The 24923-nt window shown below is 38.3% G+C and carries 26 protein-coding genes and 1 tRNA gene; 6 read left to right on the forward strand and 21 right to left on the reverse strand.

Annotated elements, in window-relative coordinates:
- Positions 1-21: 21 nt before the first annotated feature.
- From HN643_01130 to HN643_01140, 3 genes are all read right to left on the reverse strand, one after another.
- A complete protein-coding gene (locus HN643_01130; protein MBT7500262.1) occupies positions 22-486 on the reverse strand; it encodes a hypothetical protein in 465 nt (154 codons plus the stop codon).
- Between the two features lie 138 nt (positions 487-624).
- Positions 625-999 (reverse strand): hypothetical protein, encoded by a 375-nt coding sequence (locus HN643_01135; GenBank protein ID MBT7500263.1) that lies wholly within the window; start codon positions 997-999, stop codon positions 625-627.
- A 13-nt stretch (positions 1000-1012) separates the two neighbouring features.
- On the reverse strand, positions 1013-2374 hold the full coding sequence (locus HN643_01140) for a U32 family peptidase (GenBank protein MBT7500264.1): 1362 nt from the start codon (positions 2372-2374) through the stop codon (positions 1013-1015).
- 129 nt (positions 2375-2503) lie between these two features.
- Between HN643_01140 and HN643_01145 the strand changes: the two genes are divergently transcribed.
- On the forward strand, positions 2504-4024 hold the full coding sequence (locus HN643_01145) for a hypothetical protein (GenBank protein ID MBT7500265.1): 1521 nt from the start codon (positions 2504-2506) through the stop codon (positions 4022-4024).
- A 68-nt stretch (positions 4025-4092) separates the two neighbouring features.
- Here HN643_01145 and HN643_01150 read toward each other — a convergent pair whose 3' ends face one another.
- The 14 genes from HN643_01150 to HN643_01215 all read right to left on the reverse strand — a co-directional run bounded on the left by HN643_01150 (position 4093) and on the right by HN643_01215 (position 17812).
- The gene (locus tag HN643_01150; GenBank protein ID MBT7500266.1) at positions 4093-5271 is read right to left on the reverse strand and encodes an MFS transporter; all 1179 of its coding nucleotides are present in this window, start codon (positions 5269-5271) and stop codon (positions 4093-4095) included.
- A gap of 81 nt (positions 5272-5352) precedes the next feature.
- Positions 5353-5493, reverse strand: coding sequence for a hypothetical protein (locus HN643_01155; protein MBT7500267.1), 141 nt, complete (start codon positions 5491-5493; stop codon positions 5353-5355).
- Between the two features lie 95 nt (positions 5494-5588).
- Positions 5589-5876: a hypothetical protein gene (locus HN643_01160; GenBank protein MBT7500268.1), complete on the reverse strand. Its 288-nt coding sequence runs from the start codon at positions 5874-5876 to the stop codon at positions 5589-5591.
- Positions 5877-5990: 114 nt separating this feature from the next.
- Entirely contained in the window at positions 5991-6284 is a 294-nt protein-coding gene (locus HN643_01165) for a hypothetical protein (protein MBT7500269.1), read from the reverse strand.
- A complete protein-coding gene (locus HN643_01170; protein MBT7500270.1) occupies positions 6281-6646 on the reverse strand; it encodes a hypothetical protein in 366 nt (121 codons plus the stop codon). The genes HN643_01165 and HN643_01170 overlap by 4 nt, the downstream gene beginning before the upstream one ends.
- A 71-nt stretch (positions 6647-6717) precedes the next feature.
- On the reverse strand, positions 6718-7665 hold the full coding sequence (locus HN643_01175; GenBank protein MBT7500271.1) for an NGG1p interacting factor NIF3: 948 nt from the start codon (positions 7663-7665) through the stop codon (positions 6718-6720).
- Between the two features lie 31 nt (positions 7666-7696).
- A complete protein-coding gene (locus HN643_01180; protein MBT7500272.1) occupies positions 7697-8332 on the reverse strand; it encodes a DUF218 domain-containing protein in 636 nt (211 codons plus the stop codon).
- A gap of 70 nt (positions 8333-8402) precedes the next feature.
- Entirely contained in the window at positions 8403-9743 is a 1341-nt protein-coding gene (locus HN643_01185; protein MBT7500273.1) for an FAD-dependent oxidoreductase, read from the reverse strand.
- A 100-nt stretch (positions 9744-9843) separates the two neighbouring features.
- Positions 9844-10398 (reverse strand): hypothetical protein, encoded by a 555-nt coding sequence (locus tag HN643_01190; GenBank protein MBT7500274.1) that lies wholly within the window; start codon positions 10396-10398, stop codon positions 9844-9846.
- A 1036-nt stretch (positions 10399-11434) separates the two neighbouring features.
- The gene (locus tag HN643_01195) at positions 11435-11617 is read right to left on the reverse strand and encodes a hypothetical protein (protein ID MBT7500275.1); all 183 of its coding nucleotides are present in this window, start codon (positions 11615-11617) and stop codon (positions 11435-11437) included.
- Between the two features lie 455 nt (positions 11618-12072).
- Positions 12073-12219: a hypothetical protein gene (locus HN643_01200; protein MBT7500276.1), complete on the reverse strand. Its 147-nt coding sequence runs from the start codon at positions 12217-12219 to the stop codon at positions 12073-12075.
- A 902-nt stretch (positions 12220-13121) separates the two neighbouring features.
- Entirely contained in the window at positions 13122-16007 is a 2886-nt protein-coding gene (locus HN643_01205; GenBank protein MBT7500277.1) for an isoleucine--tRNA ligase, read from the reverse strand.
- Positions 16008-16022: 15 nt separating this feature from the next.
- A complete protein-coding gene (locus HN643_01210) occupies positions 16023-16613 on the reverse strand; it encodes a M15 family metallopeptidase (GenBank protein MBT7500278.1) in 591 nt (196 codons plus the stop codon).
- A gap of 275 nt (positions 16614-16888) precedes the next feature.
- Entirely contained in the window at positions 16889-17812 is a 924-nt protein-coding gene (locus HN643_01215) for a hypothetical protein (protein ID MBT7500279.1), read from the reverse strand.
- A 164-nt stretch (positions 17813-17976) separates the two neighbouring features.
- Between HN643_01215 and HN643_01220 the strand changes: the two genes are divergently transcribed.
- A complete protein-coding gene (locus HN643_01220; GenBank protein ID MBT7500280.1) occupies positions 17977-19161 on the forward strand; it encodes a hypothetical protein in 1185 nt (394 codons plus the stop codon).
- Positions 19154-20206 carry a hypothetical protein gene (locus HN643_01225; GenBank protein ID MBT7500281.1) on the forward strand — a complete coding sequence of 351 codons (1053 nt, stop codon included), beginning with the start codon at positions 19154-19156 and terminating at the stop codon, positions 20204-20206. The genes HN643_01220 and HN643_01225 overlap by 8 nt, the downstream gene beginning before the upstream one ends.
- 37 nt (positions 20207-20243) lie before the next feature.
- Here HN643_01225 and HN643_01230 read toward each other — a convergent pair whose 3' ends face one another.
- The 3 genes from HN643_01230 to HN643_01240 form a co-directional block, all read right to left on the reverse strand.
- Positions 20244-20816 carry a metallophosphoesterase gene (locus HN643_01230; GenBank protein MBT7500282.1) on the reverse strand — a complete coding sequence of 191 codons (573 nt, stop codon included), beginning with the start codon at positions 20814-20816 and terminating at the stop codon, positions 20244-20246.
- 112 nt (positions 20817-20928) lie between these two features.
- Positions 20929-21468, reverse strand: coding sequence for a hypothetical protein (locus tag HN643_01235; protein ID MBT7500283.1), 540 nt, complete (start codon positions 21466-21468; stop codon positions 20929-20931).
- A gap of 109 nt (positions 21469-21577) precedes the next feature.
- Positions 21578-21654, reverse strand: a tRNA-Ala gene (locus tag HN643_01240).
- Between the two features lie 166 nt (positions 21655-21820).
- On the opposite strand from HN643_01240, the gene HN643_01245 reads away from it, so the two are divergent.
- From HN643_01245 to HN643_01255, 3 genes are all read left to right on the forward strand, one after another.
- Positions 21821-22981 carry a hypothetical protein gene (locus HN643_01245; protein MBT7500284.1) on the forward strand — a complete coding sequence of 387 codons (1161 nt, stop codon included), beginning with the start codon at positions 21821-21823 and terminating at the stop codon, positions 22979-22981.
- Complete coding sequence (locus HN643_01250; protein ID MBT7500285.1) at positions 22978-23523, forward strand: hypothetical protein; 546 nt, start codon at positions 22978-22980, stop codon at positions 23521-23523. Before HN643_01245 ends, HN643_01250 begins: the two co-directional genes overlap by 4 nt.
- 220 nt (positions 23524-23743) lie before the next feature.
- The gene (locus HN643_01255; protein MBT7500286.1) at positions 23744-24067 is read left to right on the forward strand and encodes a hypothetical protein; all 324 of its coding nucleotides are present in this window, start codon (positions 23744-23746) and stop codon (positions 24065-24067) included.
- 100 nt (positions 24068-24167) lie between these two features.
- Here HN643_01255 and HN643_01260 read toward each other — a convergent pair whose 3' ends face one another.
- Positions 24168-24920, reverse strand: coding sequence for a hypothetical protein (locus HN643_01260; protein MBT7500287.1), 753 nt, complete (start codon positions 24918-24920; stop codon positions 24168-24170).
- Positions 24921-24923 lie beyond the last annotated feature (3 nt).

A 24923-nucleotide genomic window follows, 5' to 3' on the forward strand; every position in this document is an offset into this window, starting at 1 on the left:
CTAACAACGGAGTTGTATGTTTTATTTCAATACCCACCTATCTGGGTATTTCTTGGTTGGTCTTATCATTGCTCGAAGCCCAAGAACAGCCGCAAGAACAGGAACAAATCCTTGCACAGTAAACCTCAAATTACCCTTTAATTCTGGATCATATTGCCTGAAACGGTTACTCAAAATCGACTTGACCCATCGGCCACTTTTAAAGAGCCAAATTCTTTGCCTTCCCCGAAAAAACTGCAAACATTCCTTATCATCATAATCATAAATAATCACATCACCCGCCTGAAGACCAGTCGCAGCAAATGGAGCTTTATCCATAATCTTCATTCCAAACGGAAGATCTGGCTTTGTCTTTTCGCCTCCACCATTTTTTATCTCGCCGCAATGAGGACAACAGTTCTCTATATCTTTGTACTCTGTAAAGCATTTCCAACAAACAATCATTCGCACCATGATAAGTTCCTCCAGTCCATGAGAAAAGGCCATTAATTACATTTAAACCTACCATCTATAAATCATTTTGTCAATATTGATTATTTGTGTTTCCTTGCGAGGAATCTCGGGCAAGTCGAAGGATGACGAAGTAAAAAAATCCCAGCCAAAATGCAGGCTGAGATTTATTTTTCATGAAGCAAAGTACCAAGTCGCATTATTCGTAATAATCAGAGCGATTTGTTTCAATAATTCAGGAGGAATCACCCGCTCTCTGTCCGTTAATGAACAATCGTTATTTACAGCCCAAGCAGCATCCTGCCTCATCGTACGTAACGATCTTTCACGATATCGGCCACCACCAATGCATTGTTCAAGAGTAAACCCAAGCGCTTTTTTGATTTTGTAAAATGGAGCTAGATGAAACATATGCCCCGCTTCATCAATAATCAACGTTAACTTTCCACTTCCATCATCATACAGAAGAAAAACACCATTCGTTTTGTCCCGCATGGTAGGATTAAAAAATCTTATCTCTCCGCTCTTTTTCACTGCCTTAACATTCATTTCATTCTCCCTGTTAAATTATTTTCAACTTTCTTCTTAACAAAGTATGTTCTGGTAATTCTTTTTCTATTGGTAAATATATATTTTTATCTTGCCCACCATGAGCTTCGGAAATTTCATTTTTCTCTTCATCTAATATTTTTTCAACCTTATATTTTAAATTTTCTCCGACAGGAACCACAAATTCAACGTCATCTCCAACTTTGATCTGATTATGAACTTTCACACATGCCATTTTGTGGTTGGCAGACTGGGCAGAATTTAATTTTGCCCCGACCTCAATTACTTGCCCACAAAATTCCCAATCACAATCTTCATGACATTTATCAATTTTTTGTTCACACTCATCTTTACCAAATAAAAATCCGGCTGTGAATCCTCGGTTTTGGGCTTTTTTCAATTCAACTAAATATTTCTCATTATCTTTATTCTTTATTCTTTGATCCTTCCCCTTTCCTTGATATTTGCCCTTTGATTCTTGCTCCTTAAGCGCGTCAATGGCGCGACGATAAACGCGCGTAGTGTTGCCAACATAATATATACTTTTCGCGCGTCCTTCAATCTTGAATGACATTACTCCTGCATCTTTTAATTCCTGCAAATGCTCAACTAAACATAAATCTTTAGAATTCATAATATAACTACCATGTTGATCTTCTTCTATTATTAATAAATCATCCGGCCGCTTCATTTCTTCAATAATTACTTTTTGTATTTCTTTCTTTTTTTCTTTTTTAATTTTATATTGCCATCTACACGGTTGAGTGCAATCTCCTAAATTGGCACTACGATCATTAAAATATTTTGACAATAAACAACGACCAGAATAAGACATGCACATTGCGCCATGAACAAAAGTTTCCAGTTCCACTTCCGGAACCTTAGCGTGAATTTCTTTAATTTCTTCAAGTGTTACTTCGCGACCGAGAATAATTCGCTTCACTCCCTGGTCATACCAAAATTTTGCTGATTGCCAGTTTGTACAATTGGCCTGAGTGGACAAATGAATTGCAATACCTGGTTTACCATCCGAAGCTTTAGCGTAGGATGGCCAAATATTTTTCACGACCGACAACACACCAGGATCGGAAATAATCAAACCATCGGGCTTTAGTTGCTTTAATTTATCAATATATTTATCTAAATTTAGCAAATGCTTATTATGAGCATAGATATTAATTGTTACATAAACCTTTTTACCTAAAGCATGAGCATACTCAATTCCTTCACTTAATTTAGCCAAATCGAACTGGTTAATTCTAACACGTAAAGAAAAATCTGGCAGACCACAATAAACTGCATCTGCACCAAAGGCAAATGCTATTTTTAGCTTGTTTAAGTCGCCTGCTGGGGCTAATAATTCAATTTGTTTCATATAACCTAATTTTAGCAGAAATATACAATAATTCAAGTCCTTATTGAAAAACATTGACAAATCTAATAAAATAAGCTATAATAGAACCTTATAATATTGAACATTTACATTTTATTTTTGGGGGAAAGAATGGAACCGACAACAAGATACGTACTGGTCAATCACGGAGGACCGGATACAGACTCTGCTGTAATTAGTTATCTTTGGCACCTTACTTACAAGAAAAGAATCGGCGCTGAAGACGTGGAGTATGTTTTTGTTCCTTCAGGCAAAAGACTAGAACCACATCTGGTTGAGCCTGGCGACATCGTATTTCATTTGGACACTGGGTATCGCTTTGATCCCGGGACAAATGATTATGATCATCATCAGGATCGAAAACGCTGGCCAAGTGCAGCTCGAACTATGTTTGAAACATTTACCAAACTGCAAGAAGATCCTATCATCGCAGAGATGGTGGACCTAGCCGATCGAGTTGATAGTGGCAACACTGTTAATCAAGAAGATCCCGATGCTCGTTCGACTCGACAAAGTTTCAACGGGGAAGTTACATCTTTCAACACTGGACGAGAAGATAGCCCAGTTATTCTGATCACCGAACAATCAGGCCCTTGGCAAATTGTAGACCTACTGTCCAACATGGAAGTAGAAAGTAACGAACTCCAAGATCGAGACAAACTGATTGTCAGTATGATGATGTTGGAGTCCTGGTACAACAACGAAAAGAAGAGACGGGAAACCAAACAGGCTGACTTCAAGCCGACTCTGGATATTGAAATATTTGATCGTGTAGCTGCCACATTTATCCAGCTTGTTGCTAAAGATAAATGGCTCTATGATGTTGACTTCCGAGAAGTAGAAGATTCTTACATGAGAGCCACCCAGGATCGTTTCACTAGCATGACGGAAGCTGCTTTCCAAAGCTTTCAGCATATCCAAGGAGAACCAGTTTTTGAAGAACTTGTATATTTGGTAAATCTGCTTCGCACATCGAACTCCACGGTTAACAAGAGTGAAGAAGCGGATATGTTCAAAACTCAACTAACTGAGATGTTAGCCGAGTTTAACCAAGGACGTGATCATAAAGTTATCCCAATCACCCTTCGAAAGGGACCCTGGGAGGTGGCTGAACTATTTCCAAGTGAGGGATATAGCTTAACTGCCAGAATTCTGTCTGGCTTGATTATGTTCAAAGCTTGGTACAACAAAAAAACCGTACGAAAAAGAATCAACACTCTGCTAAGTACATCAAACTGGTTTGAGTATAGCGGAATTAAGTACGTAGTTGTTCCTGAAACTACTTTTACCACCAAGGTAATTCGTTACCAACTCCGCCGCTATCTTCGCGATGAAGTTGATGTAGCGATAGTGACCTATCTGGAGTGCGGTACTGGGAAAAAAAGCATTGGCATTACCAGAGTCCAAGATGACGTTGTCAACGGAATGGACGATCTATATCACCAGCTCAAACGAATTGATCCACGAGCTGATGTATTCATGTTTCGACCTTCCAAGTTTGTCATTTACATCAAGGACAAGCTAGATATCCTGACGCCACAACGAGTTAGCCAGGAAACAGTCCGAACGCTGAAACCACTCATTGAGTACTCCGATCACAACTCGGAAAACGCCTTAGCGGTTTCTTCGTGACAAAGTAAATATTTCTAACCATAAAGGACATAGTCTCATTGCAGACTATGTCCTTTTCTTTTTTAAACTTATTTCAGGCGCCAGAGAATCCGAGGAATGAATATTAAACAAATCACTCCCGCCACCAACCAAACAATTGATACATCCAGCCACTGGGAAATATACCCACTCCCTAGCCAACCAATTGCTGCTCCTGCCTTGACTATCATTGAATTGAAGGAGCCAATTGTTGCCCTCTCTTTGGACGGAATATTTTCATGGAGATACCCCATATGAGCGGGATTAAAGACTCCACGGCCAATTTCATGCAGCCAAAACGCCCATAAAATCAACCAGCCAGATGCGAAAATTGAGGCTACTAAAACAAAAACGCCAACCTCAATTGCTCCATAAATCATCAATATCCTTTCTGAAACACCCCTATCGATTAATCGACCACAAACAAAGTTACCTAACATTTCGAATAGTTTAATGCCAATCCAAGCAATAGAAATAATCCAAAGGCCAATCTTTTTTTCAAAAACAATTGACCAATTCATGTTTAGTGGTTGAATAATTAATATTAGCAAGCTACCTGCTATAATCAAGCGCCAAACGTTTTTGTTCTGATAGCCGTAGTGAACACTTTTTTTTATTATTACACCCATACCACGGAAACTTTTTTTCCATCCCAGTTTTTGCTTTTCAAAATAACTCTCGTCAATAATAAATATTGACAAACCTGCAGCAACAATAACGCCTATACCGGAAATTAAAAATGGTAATCGCAAACTACTAATGGCAACAAAGGCTCCTAATGATCCACCCAACAGAGAAGCTGCTCTAATGACAACTTCACCGTGAGAAAACACACCACCGATTTTTTCTTTATAGCCGTTCATGTCTAATGAATCTTTGACCCAAGCATCGAGCGCACCAGAGATCATACTAACACCAAATGCAACTAACACTTCGGACAAAACAAAGAACCAGAAACTATAGCTTAAAAAATATACTATCGTTGCCAATCCAGTGATAAAGGATCCCAGAACCACTGAGAACTTTCTTCCGAGAAAATCAGCCACCACCCCTGTTGGTACTTCAAACAAGAACACTGCAACCATAAAGGAAAAATTAATCAGACCGACTTGGTACATGTCCATGCCATTATCAAGCAAAAACAAAACGTAAATTGCATGATGAAAAGCAAATGGAAAACCATACAAAAATTTAAAGAACAAGTAACTGCGAATAATTTTCTTCGTCATAACAAAACCTCCAAGGTTTTAAAATTAAATACGCCCAGCTGATCTGGCCGGACGTACTATTGGAGGTTTTGATAATCTATTTTATATATAAGTAAATACAACTATCTCAATAGGACTACTGGTCAAATCAGATTGAACTGAAGTTGGCGAGATGCCAAAATCAGCACCTGATGTAAAATCAGTGCCTCGCATATTAAGACAATTGTTACAATTTTTATTCATATGTTTCCCTCTACTCTTTATGACGTAAGATTAGCCAAATTGTTACACTTTTTCAAAAAAAAGAACTGACCCTAGTGAAGGTCAGTTTTCTTTTGCTACTTAAGTGGACTTGCTGCGACATTTCCGCAACTTGGAAGGGACAATAGCCCACTTGTTATCAATCGTTCTTTCTCTTTTTTAAGAAAATCACGACAAGGAACACATAATTTGAAAGCCACTCTAACTGGAGCAGTTTGACACTCAGAACAACGATGCCTTAAATGGCTCATTATAACATTTGTACTACCACAAACACAGACAATATCTCCATTTTTGGCAATATCAAAATTGTGGTCGTACTCCTTCAGATCACAGTCTTGACAAAATACGACAATCTCTGCCATGGGCCCCCCTTCTTTATTTCATGAGAAAACAACGATGAGATTATCATAAATAAAAAGCTATGCTTTGTCAAGAAAAAACTGACCCACATTTAAGCCAGTTTACGTTTGTATTTATTATATTCCTGGGCCGTCAAAACCATCTTCTCCATCTTGCACATCCAATGCGGCTTTGTTCATAAACCAATGATATGACTGTTCTGTTTTGTAACCAATAATCCAGGCCACCAAGGCAATACTACCAGCAAGCACATGCGCCAAAACAGGATGACTTGATCCGCCAAAAATGGTTAGACAAATTGCATCAATCAGCAAAAAAAACCAAGCACATAGAACAAAAACTCCAATGGCGTAAACAAAAGAAGCTAATAAATTTAAAACCAGGCTAACTGGTTCTTTCTCTTTTGTCATCTCGGGACCTCCGATAGCGTTGGATAACGAAAGGCTATAAGCTGGATATAGATTGTCCATTTTCCGTTTAGCTTTCCTACATGCAAAAAGCCCGGGTCACGAAACTGGATCAAGCCGTCTGTTCTTTTTTCCACTACAAACTCTTCCCAGACACCCTTTTCCAACTCCACAGAAACCAAGATGGTTCCAGCTTCATCTTCCTCTCTCTGCCCCAAATGAACGCACTCATACCGCTCAATCTTAGAAGTCCTATCAAAAATACCCAGTCCCACCAATTCTTCGTTCGTATGGACAAAATTTTCTTTACCAAACAAAGTTATTGGTTTGCGACCATGAAGCTCACAACGTACTGGTCCTATCATGACTCCCTCCACCTTTCAATGAACAATAAAATATATTAATTTAAATCAACAATTGTGTCAACTATATTTTTTTATTTATTGGATCTTTTCACTCTCATCAATCCTGAACAGGTGACAACTTCAATTCCTTTTTTTTCTAATTCATCCAAAAATAAATTAACACCAACTGAATCTGAAGAGATGTGTCCAGCAATTACAACATTGAGGTGATGTTTTTCTGCTTCTTTCTTATGTTCCTCACTCATATGCATTCCAATAATTGTTCCAATTCCTGCCTGAGCTAGCTTCTCAAAAATTTCCTTTGCGCCACTAGTTCCACCAGTGATTTCTGTTAGTGCAATCTTTCCACAAAAATTTTCTGGGCTGCCAGCAAAAAGTTTTGGGCCTGCACCTCGTTTTTTGGCCTCCGCATATTCCGGAATCTCCTCAAAAAATTCTATAACTTCACTAACATATTCGAACTTTTTACGCGCCATTTTTTTCTTCAAAAAGTTTGCAACTAAGTTGTCACACGGGGTATGTACATTGATCAAACTAGTTTTTAGAAGTCTAGCTGCATCTACTACTTTATAATGATTTATCGGACTAACTCCACGTCCAACTTCTGCAATACGCATTCTTAAACATCCTTGAGCAATATTAATCGGGATTCCATAGCCTGCTAAAACCTCAACTTGCATTTCCATTACATCATGAAGATTCGCTAGCGCTTTTCCAATGGGGTGATGTCCAATAACTAAATCAATTCCGCCAAGTTCTTTTGCCAAAAGCATTTCTGAAGTATCAATATCAATTCCGCAAAGAACCTTTTTTACTTCTTTTTTGCTGTCGAAATGAATTCCACTATCTAAAAATGGATTATCTAAACTTTCTCTATTGAAATCTTTACGTTTATCTTTCGGTAATTTATCATACTGTTCTTTTTTCTTTTTTTGTAATTGCAAAACTCGCTTTTCTCCACGTAAATCAGACTTAATTCCTAATTTTAAAGCTAAGTTGAAAATTTCTTGTACATTCATATGAATAAATAATGAATTATGAATTATGTTATCACTTAATAATTAAATCAAACCACGCTTGAAAACTTGCGCCCCATTCTCGAACTGTAAACTTAAACTGTTTACCGTAACCTGTATTTTGAGCTATTACCCCAACTGCATCTACACCAAGTTCATTACAAATATATAACGCTCTACGTAAATGATATTTCTGAGTAATTAAAACAACGCTATTTAACTCAAACTGCTCTTTTATGTTTTTACAACTGTCGTAAGTACTTAATCCCGCATGGTCAAACAACATCATCTCTTCAGGTAAACCATTATCCAATGCAAAATTTTTCATGGCCTGAACTTCATTATGATTAGCTGTACTATTATCTCCGCTCATTATGAAGCGACCGACTCGCCCCTCCTGATAAAGTCTAATGGCTGATATAACTCTATCTTGAAGCACAACTCCAGGAACACCACGAGCTTTTAATCCTGCACCAAATACTAACGCCACGTTTGGTGGAGATAAACTTTCAGGATTAACTATTTTCGAACCATACTTAAACTGAACTCGTGCCATGATCAAGAAAACAAACAAACAAAATAATAATAAAACAAAAATAATTGTTCTAGTTGTTTTTCTGAATTCACTTGATCCACTATTTGTGCTTCCTCTTTCTATTCCAATGTCCATGTTGTAAAATCCTAAACTCTAATATCTAAATTCTAAATAAATTCAAATGCTCAAAACCTGAATCTTTAAATCACAAATTCAAAATTCCGCGAGCGACAATCAAACCTGTAGCCGCCGCCCCAGTAATATTTCCAGAAAGACCTGCACCGTCACCAGCTACATACAAACCCTTAATATTGGTTTGTAGATCTTTTTCTGTTTTTAACTTTGAAGAACGAAGTTTAATTTCTGGCGCATATAATAAAGTATGTGGCGAAGCAATGCCTGGTAAAACTTGATCCAACATTTCTAAACCTTCTTTAATGTTTTTTACAATTCTATGAGGTAAAGCCATAGAAATATCACCCGGTGTTACATCTTTTAGACTTGGAATAACAAAACTTTTACTAATTCTTTCCCAAGTACTACGCCTTCCCTTATATAAATCAGCCATTCTCTGCACAATTGGTTTACCTCCTCCAATTGTGGTCGCCAACTTGGCAATTGATTTAGCATAAGCAATTGTATTTTCTACCGGCTCCGTTAAAGTCACCTCACTCACAAAAGCAAAATTAGAATTTAATGAATTATGATCTGAATTTGAATGTCCATTCACACAAACAAAATCCTTGTATTGTTCTGCCGCTACATGACCTTTTGGACAAGGACAAAAAGTTCTTACCACATCATCAAAAGTTGGCGTCCTCATCATAAATACCGTTTCATACATTAAATCTGCATGTTTTTTTAAAACAGCTTCTGGAAATTCTACTCTTACACCCACTTCAACTTTTTCATAGGTGTATGGCAAATTATATTTTTCCGATATTTTTTGTAACCAGCGAGCCTTAATTCGTCCGGGCGCTAAAATAACTTTGTCGGCAAAAATGTCACCTTTATCTGTTTTCACACCCGTTACACTTGTTCCACTTATAATAATATCAATCACTTCAGTTTGATCTTTTATAATCAGCCCTTTATTTAATAAATGATTTTCAAAATTCTCAATTACCTGTGGTAATTTATCACTACCAACATGTCGCGCTTTGCGCACAAATAATTTAATACTTTTTTTCTTGGCGTCATCTGCTAATCGATTTGCCTCATCAATATCTTTTGGATAATATTCTGCAGTTACACCAAATCTGGTAAATAATTCATCAACATAATCCAAATACTTTTGATATTCTGCTTCATTATATAAATGTAGCATTTTTTCATGACTTAAAACAGGTGTGTAATGCAATTTACCGTCAGAAAAAGAACCAGCTCCACCAATGCCTGACATAACCTCACTTCTTTGTCGATTTTTTATTAAATTACCAAGCTCGATTAAACAAACCTTTAGATCTGGCTTTTGATTAACCAATTCATATGCAGCAAACATTCCTGCCGGCCCTCCGCCAACAATGATCACATCAAATTTTTCCATAAATAATATAATATTATTTAACACTCTTATTATACTACCACACTAATTTTCGAACCACAACAAAAAAGAGCCTTACAGTGTAGTAAGACTCTTGGTGCGGCTAAAAGTGGCCGCAGTATCCGTCCCAGTTGTCGACTGGGTATTGACTTTCGTCTAAGTTCCACTCACCTGTGTCCTCATCTTCCCAACCTTCACCGCAAGCGTAGCGGTAGGCCTGTCCTTCCTTCATCCCGAAGTAGAACTGGTGTGAGGCGTTGCGGCCCACCTGGTAAAACATTACCCCTTCCCGCTCCATTGAATACGGTTCAAGGCTGTCTTCAAACTCCAGATGCATGCGGATCATGGACTCAGCTCTTTCGTCGCCACCGTGCAACTTCTCAGCAAAGTCCTTAGCTGTGGCGTCACGCTTCGCGTCAACAATCTGATCATCAGCATACATTGCTTTCATCTGATCAATAATTGCCTGGTCTGTGACCAGCTCACGATCACCGAAGCTATTCTTGCGAAAAAACACCATGCCGAAAAACGAACCTTCCGAGGTGACCATCTCGTGCTCAACCTGCCAGCCTTCTCCGATCTTGAACCCCTGGGTCTCCAGCGACTGACCATCGATCTCCACACCGGACCAAAAACTCACGTTCTTCTGCTGATTCATGGTGAACCTCCAATGTATTATTAAATTTATTCTCTTCAAAAGTCAATCTTGCAATTGACTGCTCAAGAGAGTCACCGTTGTCTGACAACGGATCATCTTTGCGTGAGTCACCTCTTTTTGACCCTTCCCATTCTGGGCATCCCCCCAGTGGGTTGCGAACGCATTGCCCGCTCGAACAGGTACTGCTCACGGGTTACGCTTCCACGCTCCCGACCACCAGCAGTAAACCCATTCTGACGAAGAAAACTCGTCGCCTCAGCCACCAGATTCCGCGCGTTCCGCATTGGCTATCTCCTTTTGTTAAGCCATCAGAAAAATTAATTTTCATTAATTGCTCTGATGAATGCACAAGTAAATGTTACTTATGCACAAGAAACGCAATGACAAGGGTTATCCACTTTACCGAGACATTTTCCCCATAATAGTATGACTTAACAACAATGGCTCACTAAAAGTCCATTGTCCCCTGTCTGAAAGGTTTGTCGCTAAGACTTTACCTTCCTTTTTAAAGAACCCTTTATAACCATAGAACGTGTATGGCTGGTTCTTTTCGTAATGGTGCTTGCGTACACCTACGATCGTCCTAATGAACTCAACACTACCTTTTACTAGTGCTGTCTCACCCCATAGCCGGTTGAGCAATATGCTCCCGGCCTGCCCCTGAGCAACCCTTACACAATTTTTACTGCAAGTTATTGGTCATGTCGACTTAACAAATTACTTACACACTATTTTTTCGCAGTGAACTAGAATCTCAAATCTATGGCCCTTATCCCATAGACCCTCTAGCTCTGAAGAATAATATTTTCCAACGCTCCTAAGAGTCTGTTAGAAAAATTACTCTTCTCTTCAGGCTCCCCAGAAAACAACCATTGTCATGTGTTAGACAATAATCGTTTGTGAGTTCTGCCCTCGGTACTGGCTGCTGCGAACAACCTATCCCAGTGGTTTTAGACTTTTCGCAAAGTCATCACAATAATCAATAAACATAATTACTCTAATGAGCACGCAAACACCTGCTACATGCGCTCGCTAACTATTTACTTGCACTTGGAGCCTTACACTCCTTACAACCTAGGCAAGGCGGGCGCCCAAACGGGTATTTTGGACAGTCTACCCGAACAGCAACCTCTCTCAAATACCTCTCATGCTCGTCTTCAATACTGAAAGGCTCGTCGGTCTCAAAATCCCAACCACTAATCATTTCGCCTTTTCTCATCACTATCTCCTTTATTAGAGTCATCAAAATAATCAATTTTTATTAATTACTCTGATGATTGCACAAGCTCTAGGAGCTTGTGCAAGTAGGGAGATGACTGTAGGTGGACAATCATCAGTGCGACACTCACTCCCGATCAAGAGAGTCTCCACCACCGCTGCTTAACGGCTGTCGCTTTGACCACACATCCTGGATTCTTGGCCACCCGCCTTGACCGCCCGAAGGCGAGGCAGGAGGCCTCCATCCAAGTTTCAAGTTAAGGGAGTGTGCGCCCCCTATAGCCTCAGTCAGTTTCTTGCATCTCCGCCCGGCCAAAGGCTTTGACACATGCGAGGGGTTGGCCTCGCTTCCGCTTTACATCGTATAAGACCCTTCCCCTGGGCCAAACACGCATTGCGGCATGGCCCGACACTGACTGATTTGCTCTACCTTTACCTTTAACATAGAATTTTATGTTAAATTCCCTGTGCTGGTAGCAGAGCGGGTCCCCTCCCGTAAGCTTGCGACTCACGACAGACAACCACCAACTTTACCGACTCCACCTTATTGGCGTAAGGCAAGCCACTAACTTCCTTTGCTCCGACCAAGAGCTTGGACCACATCTTCTCAAGGTGACTCCCCCTGTCATTAGGGGCCCTGTTCACGATAACTCCGAAGAGCTTCTCGCTAGAAAATGTGGTGGAGATTTGGATAACAGGCAAGCCTGATACCCTGCCTTCCCCGGGATAGGGTAGACATATCGTTCCTTACGGAACTATCAGGCACTCCACAGCCATCGTAATAATCAAAGCTTTATTTAATTGCTACGATAGGTGCGCGAATATTTTTATTCACGCAAGAGTTTATTTGCGCAGTGGTAAAATGCTTTCATTTACCTGTCTAGGTTCTCGCTAAGAGTAGCCTAGACTTTTTGTATTTTGTTCTACAAAACCTTTACTTCCTCGTATCACCTCCAATGGACGTTATCGATCTTTGTTTGGTGAGGTCAGCCAAGGCTTCAACCTGGGAAAGCAGCTGCGCGCTACCAACCGGTGCAATATAGAACATAAATTGATAATGACCACATCTCATCCCCCAAGCCCCGAAGAACTTTAGGAAATGAGTCTAGTCTCATTAAGTTTATCTCTAAATCCCTCTGTAATATGTTGCCAGATAAATAAATTTGAATTAATGGCATTTATATAAGCGAGGGATATATTTCCGGAAACAAGGGTTCAGTTGTTACACCTACATCCTTATTTCTAGAATACAAGCAAATTGCCTGTACTGGTCGAGAACAAAAAACTTTTTTTTACTCAACATAGAAGTATAGCATGCATTTTAAAACTTGTCAAGTACCGTCAACAAAAGTTTACTCGTTTCTACTTTTTTTATTTAATTTTAGCTAAATCATAACACTGAAAACTGTTGAAACGCTTCGTCGTAAATCGCGAGCAGAATCGCTTTAATTTTCCTAAAACAAAAACAGCCCCTTTAACAGGGCTGTTTTTAGAATATGCTTATCTTATTTTTCAAGAGTTATCTTAATTGTTTCATCATTAACCTTAACTTCGGTTTCTCCGCCCCCTTCTTCAACTTCAGTTAATAATGTAGCTTGTTTTAATTTTTCAACCATATCTTCATTAGCGAATAATTTTTTAAGTTGTTCCCCTTTTGTAGAATAAACTAATTTAACTTGATCCGTTCGAGTTAAACCCTGATTTTTACGAAGATTGTTTATTTGCCTGGTTAACTCACGAACTAAACATTCAAGTTTTAATTCATCCGTTAATTCAATGTTTAATCCCACCTTTACGTTTGAAGCTTCTTTAACAACACGATCTGCTTGTTCTCTCACCTCTTTGGTGTGTTTTACTTCTTTGACATTAAGTTCTTCCGCAATAATATTTTCTAATTGGTTATCAAGTTTTGTACCTTGATAACGAAGATACTGTAATGGCTGTCGAACCTTAATTTGTTTTTCATCACGCGCAGACAATCCAAGCTCCACAACTTGCCGAGCTAATTCCATATCTTTCAAAACATTTTCATCAATTAATTTTTTATCAGACACTGGCCATTCTGCTAAATGCACTGATTCCTTTTCGCCATCAAGCTTTTGATAAAAACTATCCGCTGCAAACGGCATAAAAGGTGCGATTAATTTCACAAATTCATTTAAGACATAATTTAAAGTCGCTACTGCATTTTCTTTATCTGCTCCTTCAGTTTTGAATCTATCTCGTGAACGACGAACATACCAAGTAGATAGCTCATCAATAAAATCCATAATCTTTCGCCCACTTTCAAAAACATGATATTCCTCCAAATCTTTCGTCACATCCCGAATTAGTAAATTTAACTTTGAAACAATCCAAACATCCAAAACATTCTTACTTTTCACTTTTAACTTTTCACTTTTAACTTCTCCATACATTCCATAAAAATTAACAACGTTACCGAGCAACATTACAGTCTTACGAAGGACATCTTTAACTGCATTCTCATCAAAATTCTTTGGCTCTCCCGGTTGATTAATTGTATACAAATGCATACGCAGAGCATCAACTCCATACTTATCAGCAATCATCCATGGATCTATAACGTTTCCTTTTGACTTACTCATTTTCTTTCCATCTTTATCACGAATATGTCCAAGGCAAATCACATTTTTATAACTAGCACCTTTACCAAGAAAAGTTGAAACTGCCAGCAACGTATAAAACCAACCACGAGTTTGATCAATCGCCTCAGAAATATATTCAGCTGGATATTGCTCTCCACTATCAACTAATTCCTTGTTTTCAAAAGGATAATGATGCTGAGCAAATGGCATTGACCCTGCATCAAACCAACAATCACAAACATCAGAAGTTCTCTTCATCTGACCGCCACAACCACAACCATATTCTAAAGTATCAACGTATGGTCGATGAAAATCCAACTCACCCTTACCATTTTTTGGTAATGCACCTGTCTTTTTCTCAAGCTCGGCAAAGTCACCAATCACTTCAAACTTTTCACACTTATCACATTCCCAAATCGGAAGTGGTGTGCCCCAATATCGTTGTCTGGAAATAGCCCAATCTTTAACGTTTTCTAACCACTCACCAAATCTTCCAGTTTTAATATGGTCAGGCACCCAATTTATCTTTGCATTATTTTTTATTAACTCATCTTTCAACGCAGACATTTTTATAAACCAAGAATCCTTTGCGTAATAAAGCAATGGGCTATCACAGCGCCAACAAAACGGATAATCATGTTCATACATTCGTTCTTTCAATAACAAACTACGTTCTTCTAAATCTTCAACAATTTCTTTTTCAACTTTAGAACTTTTAACAAACTTTCCGGCCCACTTCTGAACGCTTTCAACAAATTTTCCACCTTCATCAACAGTATGAACAAACGGTAAATCATTTTCTAGACCAAATTGAAAATCATCTTCACCATACATTACTGCAGTATGCACAATTCCAGTTCCGTCTTCGGTAGTGACAAAATCTGCCTTACCCACGAACCAGGCCTTTTTATCGCCAGCATCCACCGCACCAGGAAATAATGGTTCATATTCTATTCCCAATAAATCTTTTCCTATTAATTTTTCAACAACTTCAACCTTGTCTTCAAAAACTTCGCCAAGCAATGATTCAGCCAGAATATAAAATTCATTTTCAACTTTAACTTTCACATAACTGATACTTTCACCAACCGCAAGAGCAATATTTCCCGGCAAAGTCCAAGGAGTTGTCGTCCAAGAAAGAATGAAGGTGTCTTTTTGATCTTTGACTTTAAATTTGATATAGATTGAAGTTTCCTCCACATTTTTGTAACCTTGCGCAACTTCGTGAGAAGATAGTGCAGTTCCACAGCGCGGGCATTGCGGGACAACTTTATATCCTTTGTAAACTAAACCCTTCTCATGCGCCTGATTAAAAATCCACCACAATGATTCAATATAATCATTAGAATAAGTTGTATATGGGTTTTCCATGTCCACCCAGAATGCAATTCTTCGAGTCAGTTCTTCCCAATCTTTTTTGTATCGCCAAACGCTTTCTTTGCATTTAACATTAAATTCTTCAATTCCAAATTTTTCAATGTCCGGTTTACCAGAAATTTTTAATTCTTTTTCAACCTGAAGTTCAACAGGCAACCCATGAGTATCCCAGCCCGCTTTTCTTTCCACATGAAAACCCTGCATTGTTTTGTAGCGTGGAATTACATCTTTGAACGCTCGTGCTAATACATGGTGAATACCAGGCTTACCGTTAGCAGTTGGTGGGCCTTCAAAAAAAACAAAATTACCTTTAGTCGATTTTTTGTCTAAAGTTTTTTGGAAAATATTTTTTTCTTCCCATTTTTCTATTAATTTTTCTTCATTTTGAGCGAATTGTGATTTAGCCATATTCTATATTATATATTATTTATTTCTTATTTTTTGAAAATGATGATAATCTACCTTGCCAATCAATTCCGCTCCCCAAAGCCAACCCAGAGATTCAAATATTTTCACTACCGGACAATCTTTAGTTAAAACACCCGGTTTAGTTGGATCATATACCGCACCTTGTGGTTGAATTAATTTAGGACTGATATATGGATTAATTTTGGGATTAATATCAACGGCTAACCCAGAAGCGTGCGTTGACAAATTATCTGTACCAATAATTTTACGATAATTAAATCCTGATGAATTATTATCTTGCATTGATAACTCATCATCCCAATTTCCATTTTTATAATATTTTTTATTAGAAATTGGAATAACCTTAGCAATAGGAAATTTATTTTCCAAAATCACCTCAAATATTTTTTTTATATCTTCTATAACAATTTCGTTCACTACTATTTGACCTGCATGAATTAAATTATCAAAAGAATAATATAATACTCTTACAACTTTTTGAGAGTTCAAAATACTCTCCGGACAATCATTGTTTAAATTAAAAGCAACTGCATCTTGAGATGTCATTTGACTATCTATAATTGGATTTTCTATTGTTCCAAGCATAAAAAAAAAGCGAAATTCTGCAAGAGCCTAAATTCAAGGCGGTACCATCTTGCTTTTTTCACTTAATTCACAGCGATTACAGGCTTACCCGGCCAGGTCTACTAACCATTCTCGGTTTTCTTCTGGCAGCGCGTCCTTCGAAACCTTGGTAAAGAAGGACTTTCTTAGCGATAACTAAGATCAAACGCTTTTGTAATTGTGGTCTAATAATAGCAATAAAATATATTTCCGTCAATAAAAAACGCGCTTCAGTTGTGAAACGCGCTATGTTTAGTCTACAGGCCAAACTCTTTTGCTTTTGCCAAATATTCTGGCAAAGTACAATCGTAATGAACTGACCAATTAATCAATCTTAGAAACAATTGAAATTGATTTTGATCTGCCACAATCTCTTGCAATCGTTGGTGATTAGCCTCTACACCTGCTTTCAACTTGGGTAGATTTGATTGGTCCCAAATTGGGTCATCTTCATGCTCCCATTTATCTGACATAATCTGAAAAACTGAACCATTCAAACACTCAAAAAGATGGGGGAAGAAAAAACCAAGTTGACCTTTGACAATCCAATCTTCTGGAGTCATTCCCAACTCCATCCACAAAGCACCACTTTCGAACATATTAATCAAAAATGGATCTGCTGGCTCATCAAGTCCCAGTGACTCACTGCTCGTCGCCCCAGCTGCCACTCGCAATGTATCCAGAACCCGAAGAAAATTGACCCAATCTTCTGGAGATTCTTCATCCAACGTGTAAGGAAATTTTGTCCGTAGAATATCTTTAAAATACTCAGGAAGATAATGACTAGTAAGACCTATCTTGAGTGGAGAAAAGATTCCATTAAATTCATCTATTGAAATCCCCAAACTTTTTTCTTCTGGAGATTCTACTGCGTTGCCATTATGACTAGCATCATGTCCAAGCCATCTCAAACAAATATCAAACAAAATACTCCCATCACAATCTTTTTGATTTTCAAGCAAATAGCACAATCCATACAAAACATGGATTGGACCATGATAAGGAACTTTCTCATCATAGTGCTTATCTAGAAACTTTTTCACCAGGTTGACAGCTCTAATGCTATTGTAAGAAATACAAGTTTCTGGATCATCAAAAAGCTCTTTCAACAGATAAGCAACATGGAGCCAAATTCGATATTTTTCTCTAATTCGACCAGCAAAATTCGGAAAGTTACTCATTGAAGACCTCCACTATGTTTAAGAACAATTTCTCTTACGTACGGTAAGATTAAACTAATTTATCACTCAAAAACCATCCTGTCAACCCTACTGTTGACAAAAAGAGAAATTCATGATAAGTTTATTGGTAATTTAATGTATAATAAAAAAAAGGAGAACTGAAAATGACGACTGAACTGGTAAGAAAAGAACCTAGTTCGTTGACAACTTTAACTGAAGAAGAACAACCCAGTATTTTTTGGAAATTTAGGCAAATTTTCGAAGCTGATTGGTGTACTGATAGAAAAATCTACTGGTATGATGTCCGCTTCAATCGTACTCGTCTCTGGCAAATTACTCAACTGAATCGAGTATCCAAGAAACAAGACAAACTGTTGGGTATTTTTCCTGGTGAACCGGATGTCGACGTTCTTAAGCTAGCAATTGCTGGAGCAAACATTGAACGTATTTTAACTGGCGTACGCTGGGAGATTTACTCTGACTTTGCCTGCAATCAACTGGTCACTATGGGCCGCTTTGATGTGATTGATTTGGTACCCGCTGATCGAAGTAAATTGGAACAGCTGTTCAGATCAAATCATGTTGGCGTAAAATCATCAATCAAAGACTGGGACTTTGATGGGATCTTCCGAACTCATATTTGTCCTAAATGTCAAAAGGCCTACAGTCAAGATCTGCTAATGTTTATCCCTGATTGGATGCACTGTAGCAGTTGTGGTTTTTCTCTAAGTAAAGATAGCGGAGCCTTTTCTGCTCTGCTTAAAAACTTACTCGTTCAACTAGCCAGATCAAATGAATTCCGCTTTCCCGTTGAAGACAAAACAAATATTCCAGTGGCTATTCAACTGATTGACGTACTTCCTACTCCGCTGATTGCCCATATTATTGGTGAACTTCTTGGCGGTGCACCTTTATCACATTCGTATGGTATGGGTTTAGGGATGGAGCCTAATGATTTAATCACTTGCTTGGAAATGAGCCTTTTTCACAAAATAAGAATTCCAATCATTCGTGATGGGTTCATTGATTTTGTATCAGTTTTCTTTGATGAGCAAATTGCGCATTATCAAAATGGTGGCTCATTACCCAAAATGCCTATGCCCGAAATGACAGAGAGTCAACATCGGGAGTATCTTACCAAAAACTGGAGCGAGACAAAGCAACATTTCGTTGATCAAACCATGTTGCTATCTAGTTTATCTGACTGGTTTCTTGGCCGTAAGGTGACTAAGGCTGAAGAGTTCCAAAATACTGGCGCTTTTAAGAAAGCTTTACACGGATATGCTTATAATCTGGAAACACTAATTGAATTACTATGGCAAGAAAAAATGGAGGCTAGCCATGAATGATCTGATTCGTTTGAAGGATGTACGTTTGCCAGCTGTGCCCGTGGAACTTCCACCTCTTGAAGGTGAAGGTTTGAACCATGGTAAATTAATTCTCGCACCTGGAGCTAGGAGCGCCGAACAAGTTATTGCGAATTACCGAAACAAGTTTTCACCAGAATCGCAACGTTGGTTCAGGCGTTACTACCTAAAAGCACATCGCAATCGAGATCGTACTTCGATTCGCTATGCTTGGAACCTTGATGCGCCGTTGACTGATCGCACCGTCGGGGTTTTCAAGGGTGATGACTTGGCCGCTGCGCAGATTCTGATCGGTAACAACATGGCCGGCACGTCGATGGGTTCTATTTCCTGGCACTTGTGCGAAGATCGAGACGGAGAAGAACCGATTGCTCTCGGTCGCTTCGACCCCTGGAGCTTGCTTCAGGACATTTCGCCTGCTGATATTGTCCGCTTGCGTGATCAACGAGGCTTAGTCCCTGATCTTGATCGTTGGGACTTTGACGGTTTCTACATGCGCCGAACTTGTCCTCAGTGCAACACCAAGATTTCTATCAACATGTTTGCTTTCAACATAGACTCTGCGCAATGTGACAAGTGTGGCGTTCGGCCCTTCCTATCAAGGGCACTTGGCAACATGCTTCGAATGGCTCTTCCGGCAGTGACCGGGAAAGGCAATCAAATCCTTTCCGCTGATGATGCCTTACTCCATACTGTTGAATGGCTTGGCGGAGTTCATGCCGGAACTGAGCATTTGCACCAGGAAGAATTGCCCGATGAGATTACTCCACAAATCATGATTGATGGACTACTGAAAAATTCTCGACTTCTGGCTTCTGCGCCAGAAGGACGATTTGCTCTATCTCCGGTTGTAACGGCTCATCTAGCTGATGATCATGATTCACGTTCCCTGGTTATCGGTGCAGCCAACACTTTGGCTCGAGTCATCCAGGAAGGTGGCCCATTTACTGACACCCATGCAGCGACTGCACGCCTACTTCAATTAGTAGAACGTGATGCGCTAAAGGCGCAAAGAGAACTTACCTAAAATAATAGCGTGAACCACATTGGTTCACGCTTTTTTATTACTTTGAAAACTCTTGGCCTAGCCAAATCTTATTGTCTCGATCATCTTGGTCAGTATGCGATTCTAGCTTTCTCATCAACTTCGTAATTGTGTCAAAATGAACTGGACTAAACTCCCAAGAATCAACATCAATCGGACAAGACAAACCATGTGGCTCAAGTAGGCCATGTGAATGACCAAATAAATGCCAGGACCCCTTAAAAGCATGGTTCCAAGTCCGCATTGCATAGTGATTGAGAAAAATTCGCTGCCTTTTCACTCGAATCTCTTTTTGCTGGCAAATCCATTCCCAGGGCAACTTTTTCATTTGATGCATTTTGTCATGGTTGCCAATGATCAAAAATTTTCTGCCTGGCATTAGTCTAAACATCGCTTCCATGCGAGCAAAGGCAATCCGCCAATAGAACACATCACCCAGACAGTAGACGAAATCTTTTGGCTTAATAACTGCATTCAGATTTTCTAAAATTGCTTCGTTCATTTGCTTAACATTATCAAATGGACGATTGCAATATTCAATAATCTTTTCATGAAAAAAATGTGGATCAGAATAAAACCAAGTCTCTGACATTACTTCCTCCTAGGGTAAATGTTTTCATTACAATTTATATTAATTTAATTATCTTGTCAACAAGGCATTCAAAAAAAACGTCCTGGAATTATCCAAGACGTTGTATTTCTTTCTACAAATATTCAGCCAGAAGTTCTTGCAACTGCGACTGATTCAAAGTTGCGAGATGAACATTAGAAAAACGCTCATCGGTACTTACATCAATTACTCCACACTCCTTCATCCATTCAGGTAATTCATTTGGAAATCGATTTGGGCGCGGATCACCTGAATCATCTCCCAATTCTATCTCGACCATATACAAGCCCTCAAGCTCGCCACGAAAAACATCGACCTCAAAAAACCAACCACCAAAGCAAACAACGTAACGAACCTTTTCAACGAAGCAAGTACAACCTTCCACCAGCTCATTGAAAAGTACATCATCAATGTGATTTTCAAATTCCAGACGAGAAATGATTCCTCTCCCAAGATCATTCTTTTGCCGAGCACCCTTTACCGTCAAGAAACCTTGGTCATCCTGCCGACGTAAACGAATAATCCTGCCCTTGCCCACAACATCAAGATAGTACTGCTTAATCTTCTTTCCCAAGCTGAGCTTTTCATTTGGCAAAGAATGCAAAAGGAACTTCTTTTCACTTTCTAGCTTCATAATTTCCCCCAATTTAATGAACACTTTCGAACAGACTAATATAACAACTAAAAATTGTATTGTCAATAGTTAGTAAACAAAAACACACCAACCTTAATTGATGTATTTTTGGTGGACCCGGCAGGGATCGAACCTGTGACCTCCTCGGTGCAAGCGAGGCGCTCTAGCCAACTGAGCTACGGGCCCTTATAGCTCACATCACCATAACGCTATGTTAGGGAGTGGTGAGCAAGACAACATACAAAATGAAATGTTGTATAGAAATACTAACAAAAACATAATACATTGTCAAGTTGAAAACTCAAAATAAGATATACACATCTTGCTTTATTATGCTAAAATGTAAATAACTATGGACAAACAATCAGACAAATTTTGCCTCAACTGCGAGCTGCCCAGATCGCACCATCAAGATAATTGGCTAAATGAAATTGTTAACCATTTTTTTATTCCGAAATCATTAGTTTACTTAAGTCAAAAGTTTAATCAAAAAATCGACCCGACACTAGAAAAGTTTTTTTTATTCTTTAACGAAAATCACTTTGCTGAGCCACAAATAAATGATTTAAAATTACGCACACAACTATTTATTAATGAAGCAACTAAATATGGGGCCAAGATCTCGGTTCTAAAAACTAAAGGTAAACAAACCAATAATTTTAAAATACTACTTAATGACAAAATAATTCGCTTTAATTCCCTACCTCTAGCTGAGCATAAAAGTGGAAAATTGTTTCATCAGATTGACGACAAACTCAAGTGTAAACAAATCTTACAAAAAAACAATTTTCCAGCTGCAGCTGGCCGTGGATTTTGGTTCTGGCAAAAAGGCAAAGCCCTGTCTTACGGCCAGCAAATAGGGTTCCCTTTGGTGGTAAAACCCAGAAACGGCTCTGTAAGTCGACATGTAACCACTGATATTCAAAATCTTGATGAATTAAAACAGGCAATCAATTTTGCAATTGAATATGCCCCAACTTTTATGATCGAGAAGTATTTAGCTGAAGGTTTTGTGCATCGGATAACCATAATAGACCATGAAAAAATATTTTGTGCCAAACAAATACCAGCAAACGTTGTTGGTGACGGGAATTTAACCATTGATCAACTGGTTGCAATTAAAAATGCAGACCCAGCAAGAGATGGTTCTTTTTATTATCCATTAAAACTAAACTCAGATACAGATTTAAATTTCATTCCGAAAAATAACGAGACTGTTTACTTACAAAAAAATCCCTTCATGAAATTAGGCGGTGATATAGAAGAAGTTACTCAAAAAGTCTCTGAGGAAAATCTTAATTTATTTAAAAAACTTTCTGAAAATTTAAACATTAAAGTTCTAGGCCTGGATTTTATTTGCCAAGACATTTCTCTTCCGTGGAATCAACAAACCTGTGGAATCCTGGAAGTAAATACTCTACCTTGCATCGAAATTCATCATTTACCAACTTCTGGCGAAGCGCAAAATCCAGCCAAAGCTATATTGCAAATGATTAAAAAATATTATTTATGATTTATTTAGCAATTGTTCTGTTGATTTTACTTTTCATTGCAATTATTTTTTTGTTTACAATAATATTTAATTCTCTGATTTTTGGACACGGTATCACCAGTCACTCAAACGCAATTGAACTTCTTTATAAAATAATTAAAGCCAACAACTTGGAAGAAAAAAAATTTTATGATTTGGGTAGTGCCTGGGGCCGACTATCAATCAAAACTCAAAAAAAATTCCCCAAATTACAAATATTAGCAATTGAAGATGACCGTCTGAGAATTTTTGTCTCCAAATTGCTGCAAATAATATTTCGCACAAAAGTACAGTTTTTCCATGACGATCTCTTCAATATTGACTTTAAAAATGCTGATATACTTTTCGCTTATCTCTGGCATACTCTTCTACCTCAACTGGAAAAAAAATTTCTTGAACAAGCTAAGCCTGGTACAATAATAATCACGCATGAAACATTTTTCCCGAACTTAAAACCAAATAAAATAATCACGCTTCATCCAAACAAAAAAAATTCTGAAAAGCTTTTTATTTACAAAAAGTAATTGTTACATGCTACATGTTTCATGTTTCATGATTTAAAGTTATCCCCAATAATCTTTTTTTTTGCTAATCACTATTGTTTGTTTTGCGAAAAAGATCTATAATTTAAATGGAAAGCTACATTTGTATTTTAAAAATAAAAAATAATAAAAATAAAATCTTTTAAAACTTTCTAAGCAAAAATAAATTTCTGTTTAAAAAGTTTTTAGGAGGACAATTATTATGCCAGCTAAAAAACGAAAAGCTGCTCCAAAGAAACGAAAGGCAGCTCCAAAAAAGCGAAAGGCAGCTCCAAAGAAACGAAAGGCTGCTCCAAAGAAGCGAAAAGCTGCTCCAAAGAAAAAGAAGAGAGTAGTTAAGAAGAAAAAAGCTGCTCCAAAGAAACGAAAGGCTGCTCCAAAGAAGCGAAAGGCTGCTCCAAAGAAAAAGAAGAGAGTAGTTAAAAAGAAAAAGGCAGCTCCAAAGAAACGAAAAGCTGCTCCAAAGAAACGAAAGGCAGCTCCAAAGAAACGAAAGGCAGCTCCAAAGAAACGAAAGAGAAAATAAGCCTATATAAAACAGCCCCGCACTGCGGAGCTGTTTTGGTTTACAATAATAAACTAGATTGTACTACAATCGAGGCCAAACGTTAATATAATTCAAAAGATTATTTTTGATAATCTCGACATGCGGACAGCAACGCATCACCAAACTGCGAACTTTTCTTATCTTTATAAGCAAACATAAGTTCATCCATGAATGGAAACACCGGAAAAACTTTCTTTTCTATTTCTTCCTGGTTACTAGCATCAAATTCCAAAGTTCTGGCAAATTTATAAAAGAATCCCACAACCGCGCCTTGACGTTTGTCTGGAGTTAGACTGGTGACCTCACTTTTTGCCAAATCATCCAAATCAACGTCTACTTCCTGTTGCGCAATTTTCAATAAAGCATCTTTCAACTCCAGAAAAGTATAATTTGAGTTTACTCGATGTGCCTGTTTCATTGCTTGATCGAGCAGTTCAATTCCACCCTTTTGTGCATTTTTCGAGCCGATAGCTTCCAAATATATCATAATACTACTCACCACCGCTCTGGCATTTCGATAAACTCTACCCTGTTTGACCACGAATTGATCTTCGGACAACATCTCCTTTTCACTATTTGCAAAAAAATCTTCCACTAACATTCGACCATAGTCATGAGGAATTTCAATAAGGTCTTCATTTGATAACAAATACTCGCTCTTTCTACCAACGACAAGAAGGCCGGCTTCATTGTCATACTCCATAAAACTTCTCTCCGGCGGACAAGTTCCTATATATCGGCCATCAACAAAAGTAGCGCCTTCTGACATTTTTAATTTTTTTGGTTGAGGCTTTTCTTCATTTTCAACCTTTTGACTTGATTTTTCCTGCATAAA

This window comes from Candidatus Falkowbacteria bacterium, from assembly GCA_018674305.1.
Taxonomy (GTDB): domain Bacteria; phylum Patescibacteriota; class Patescibacteriia; order UBA11705; family JABHMO01; genus JABMRF01.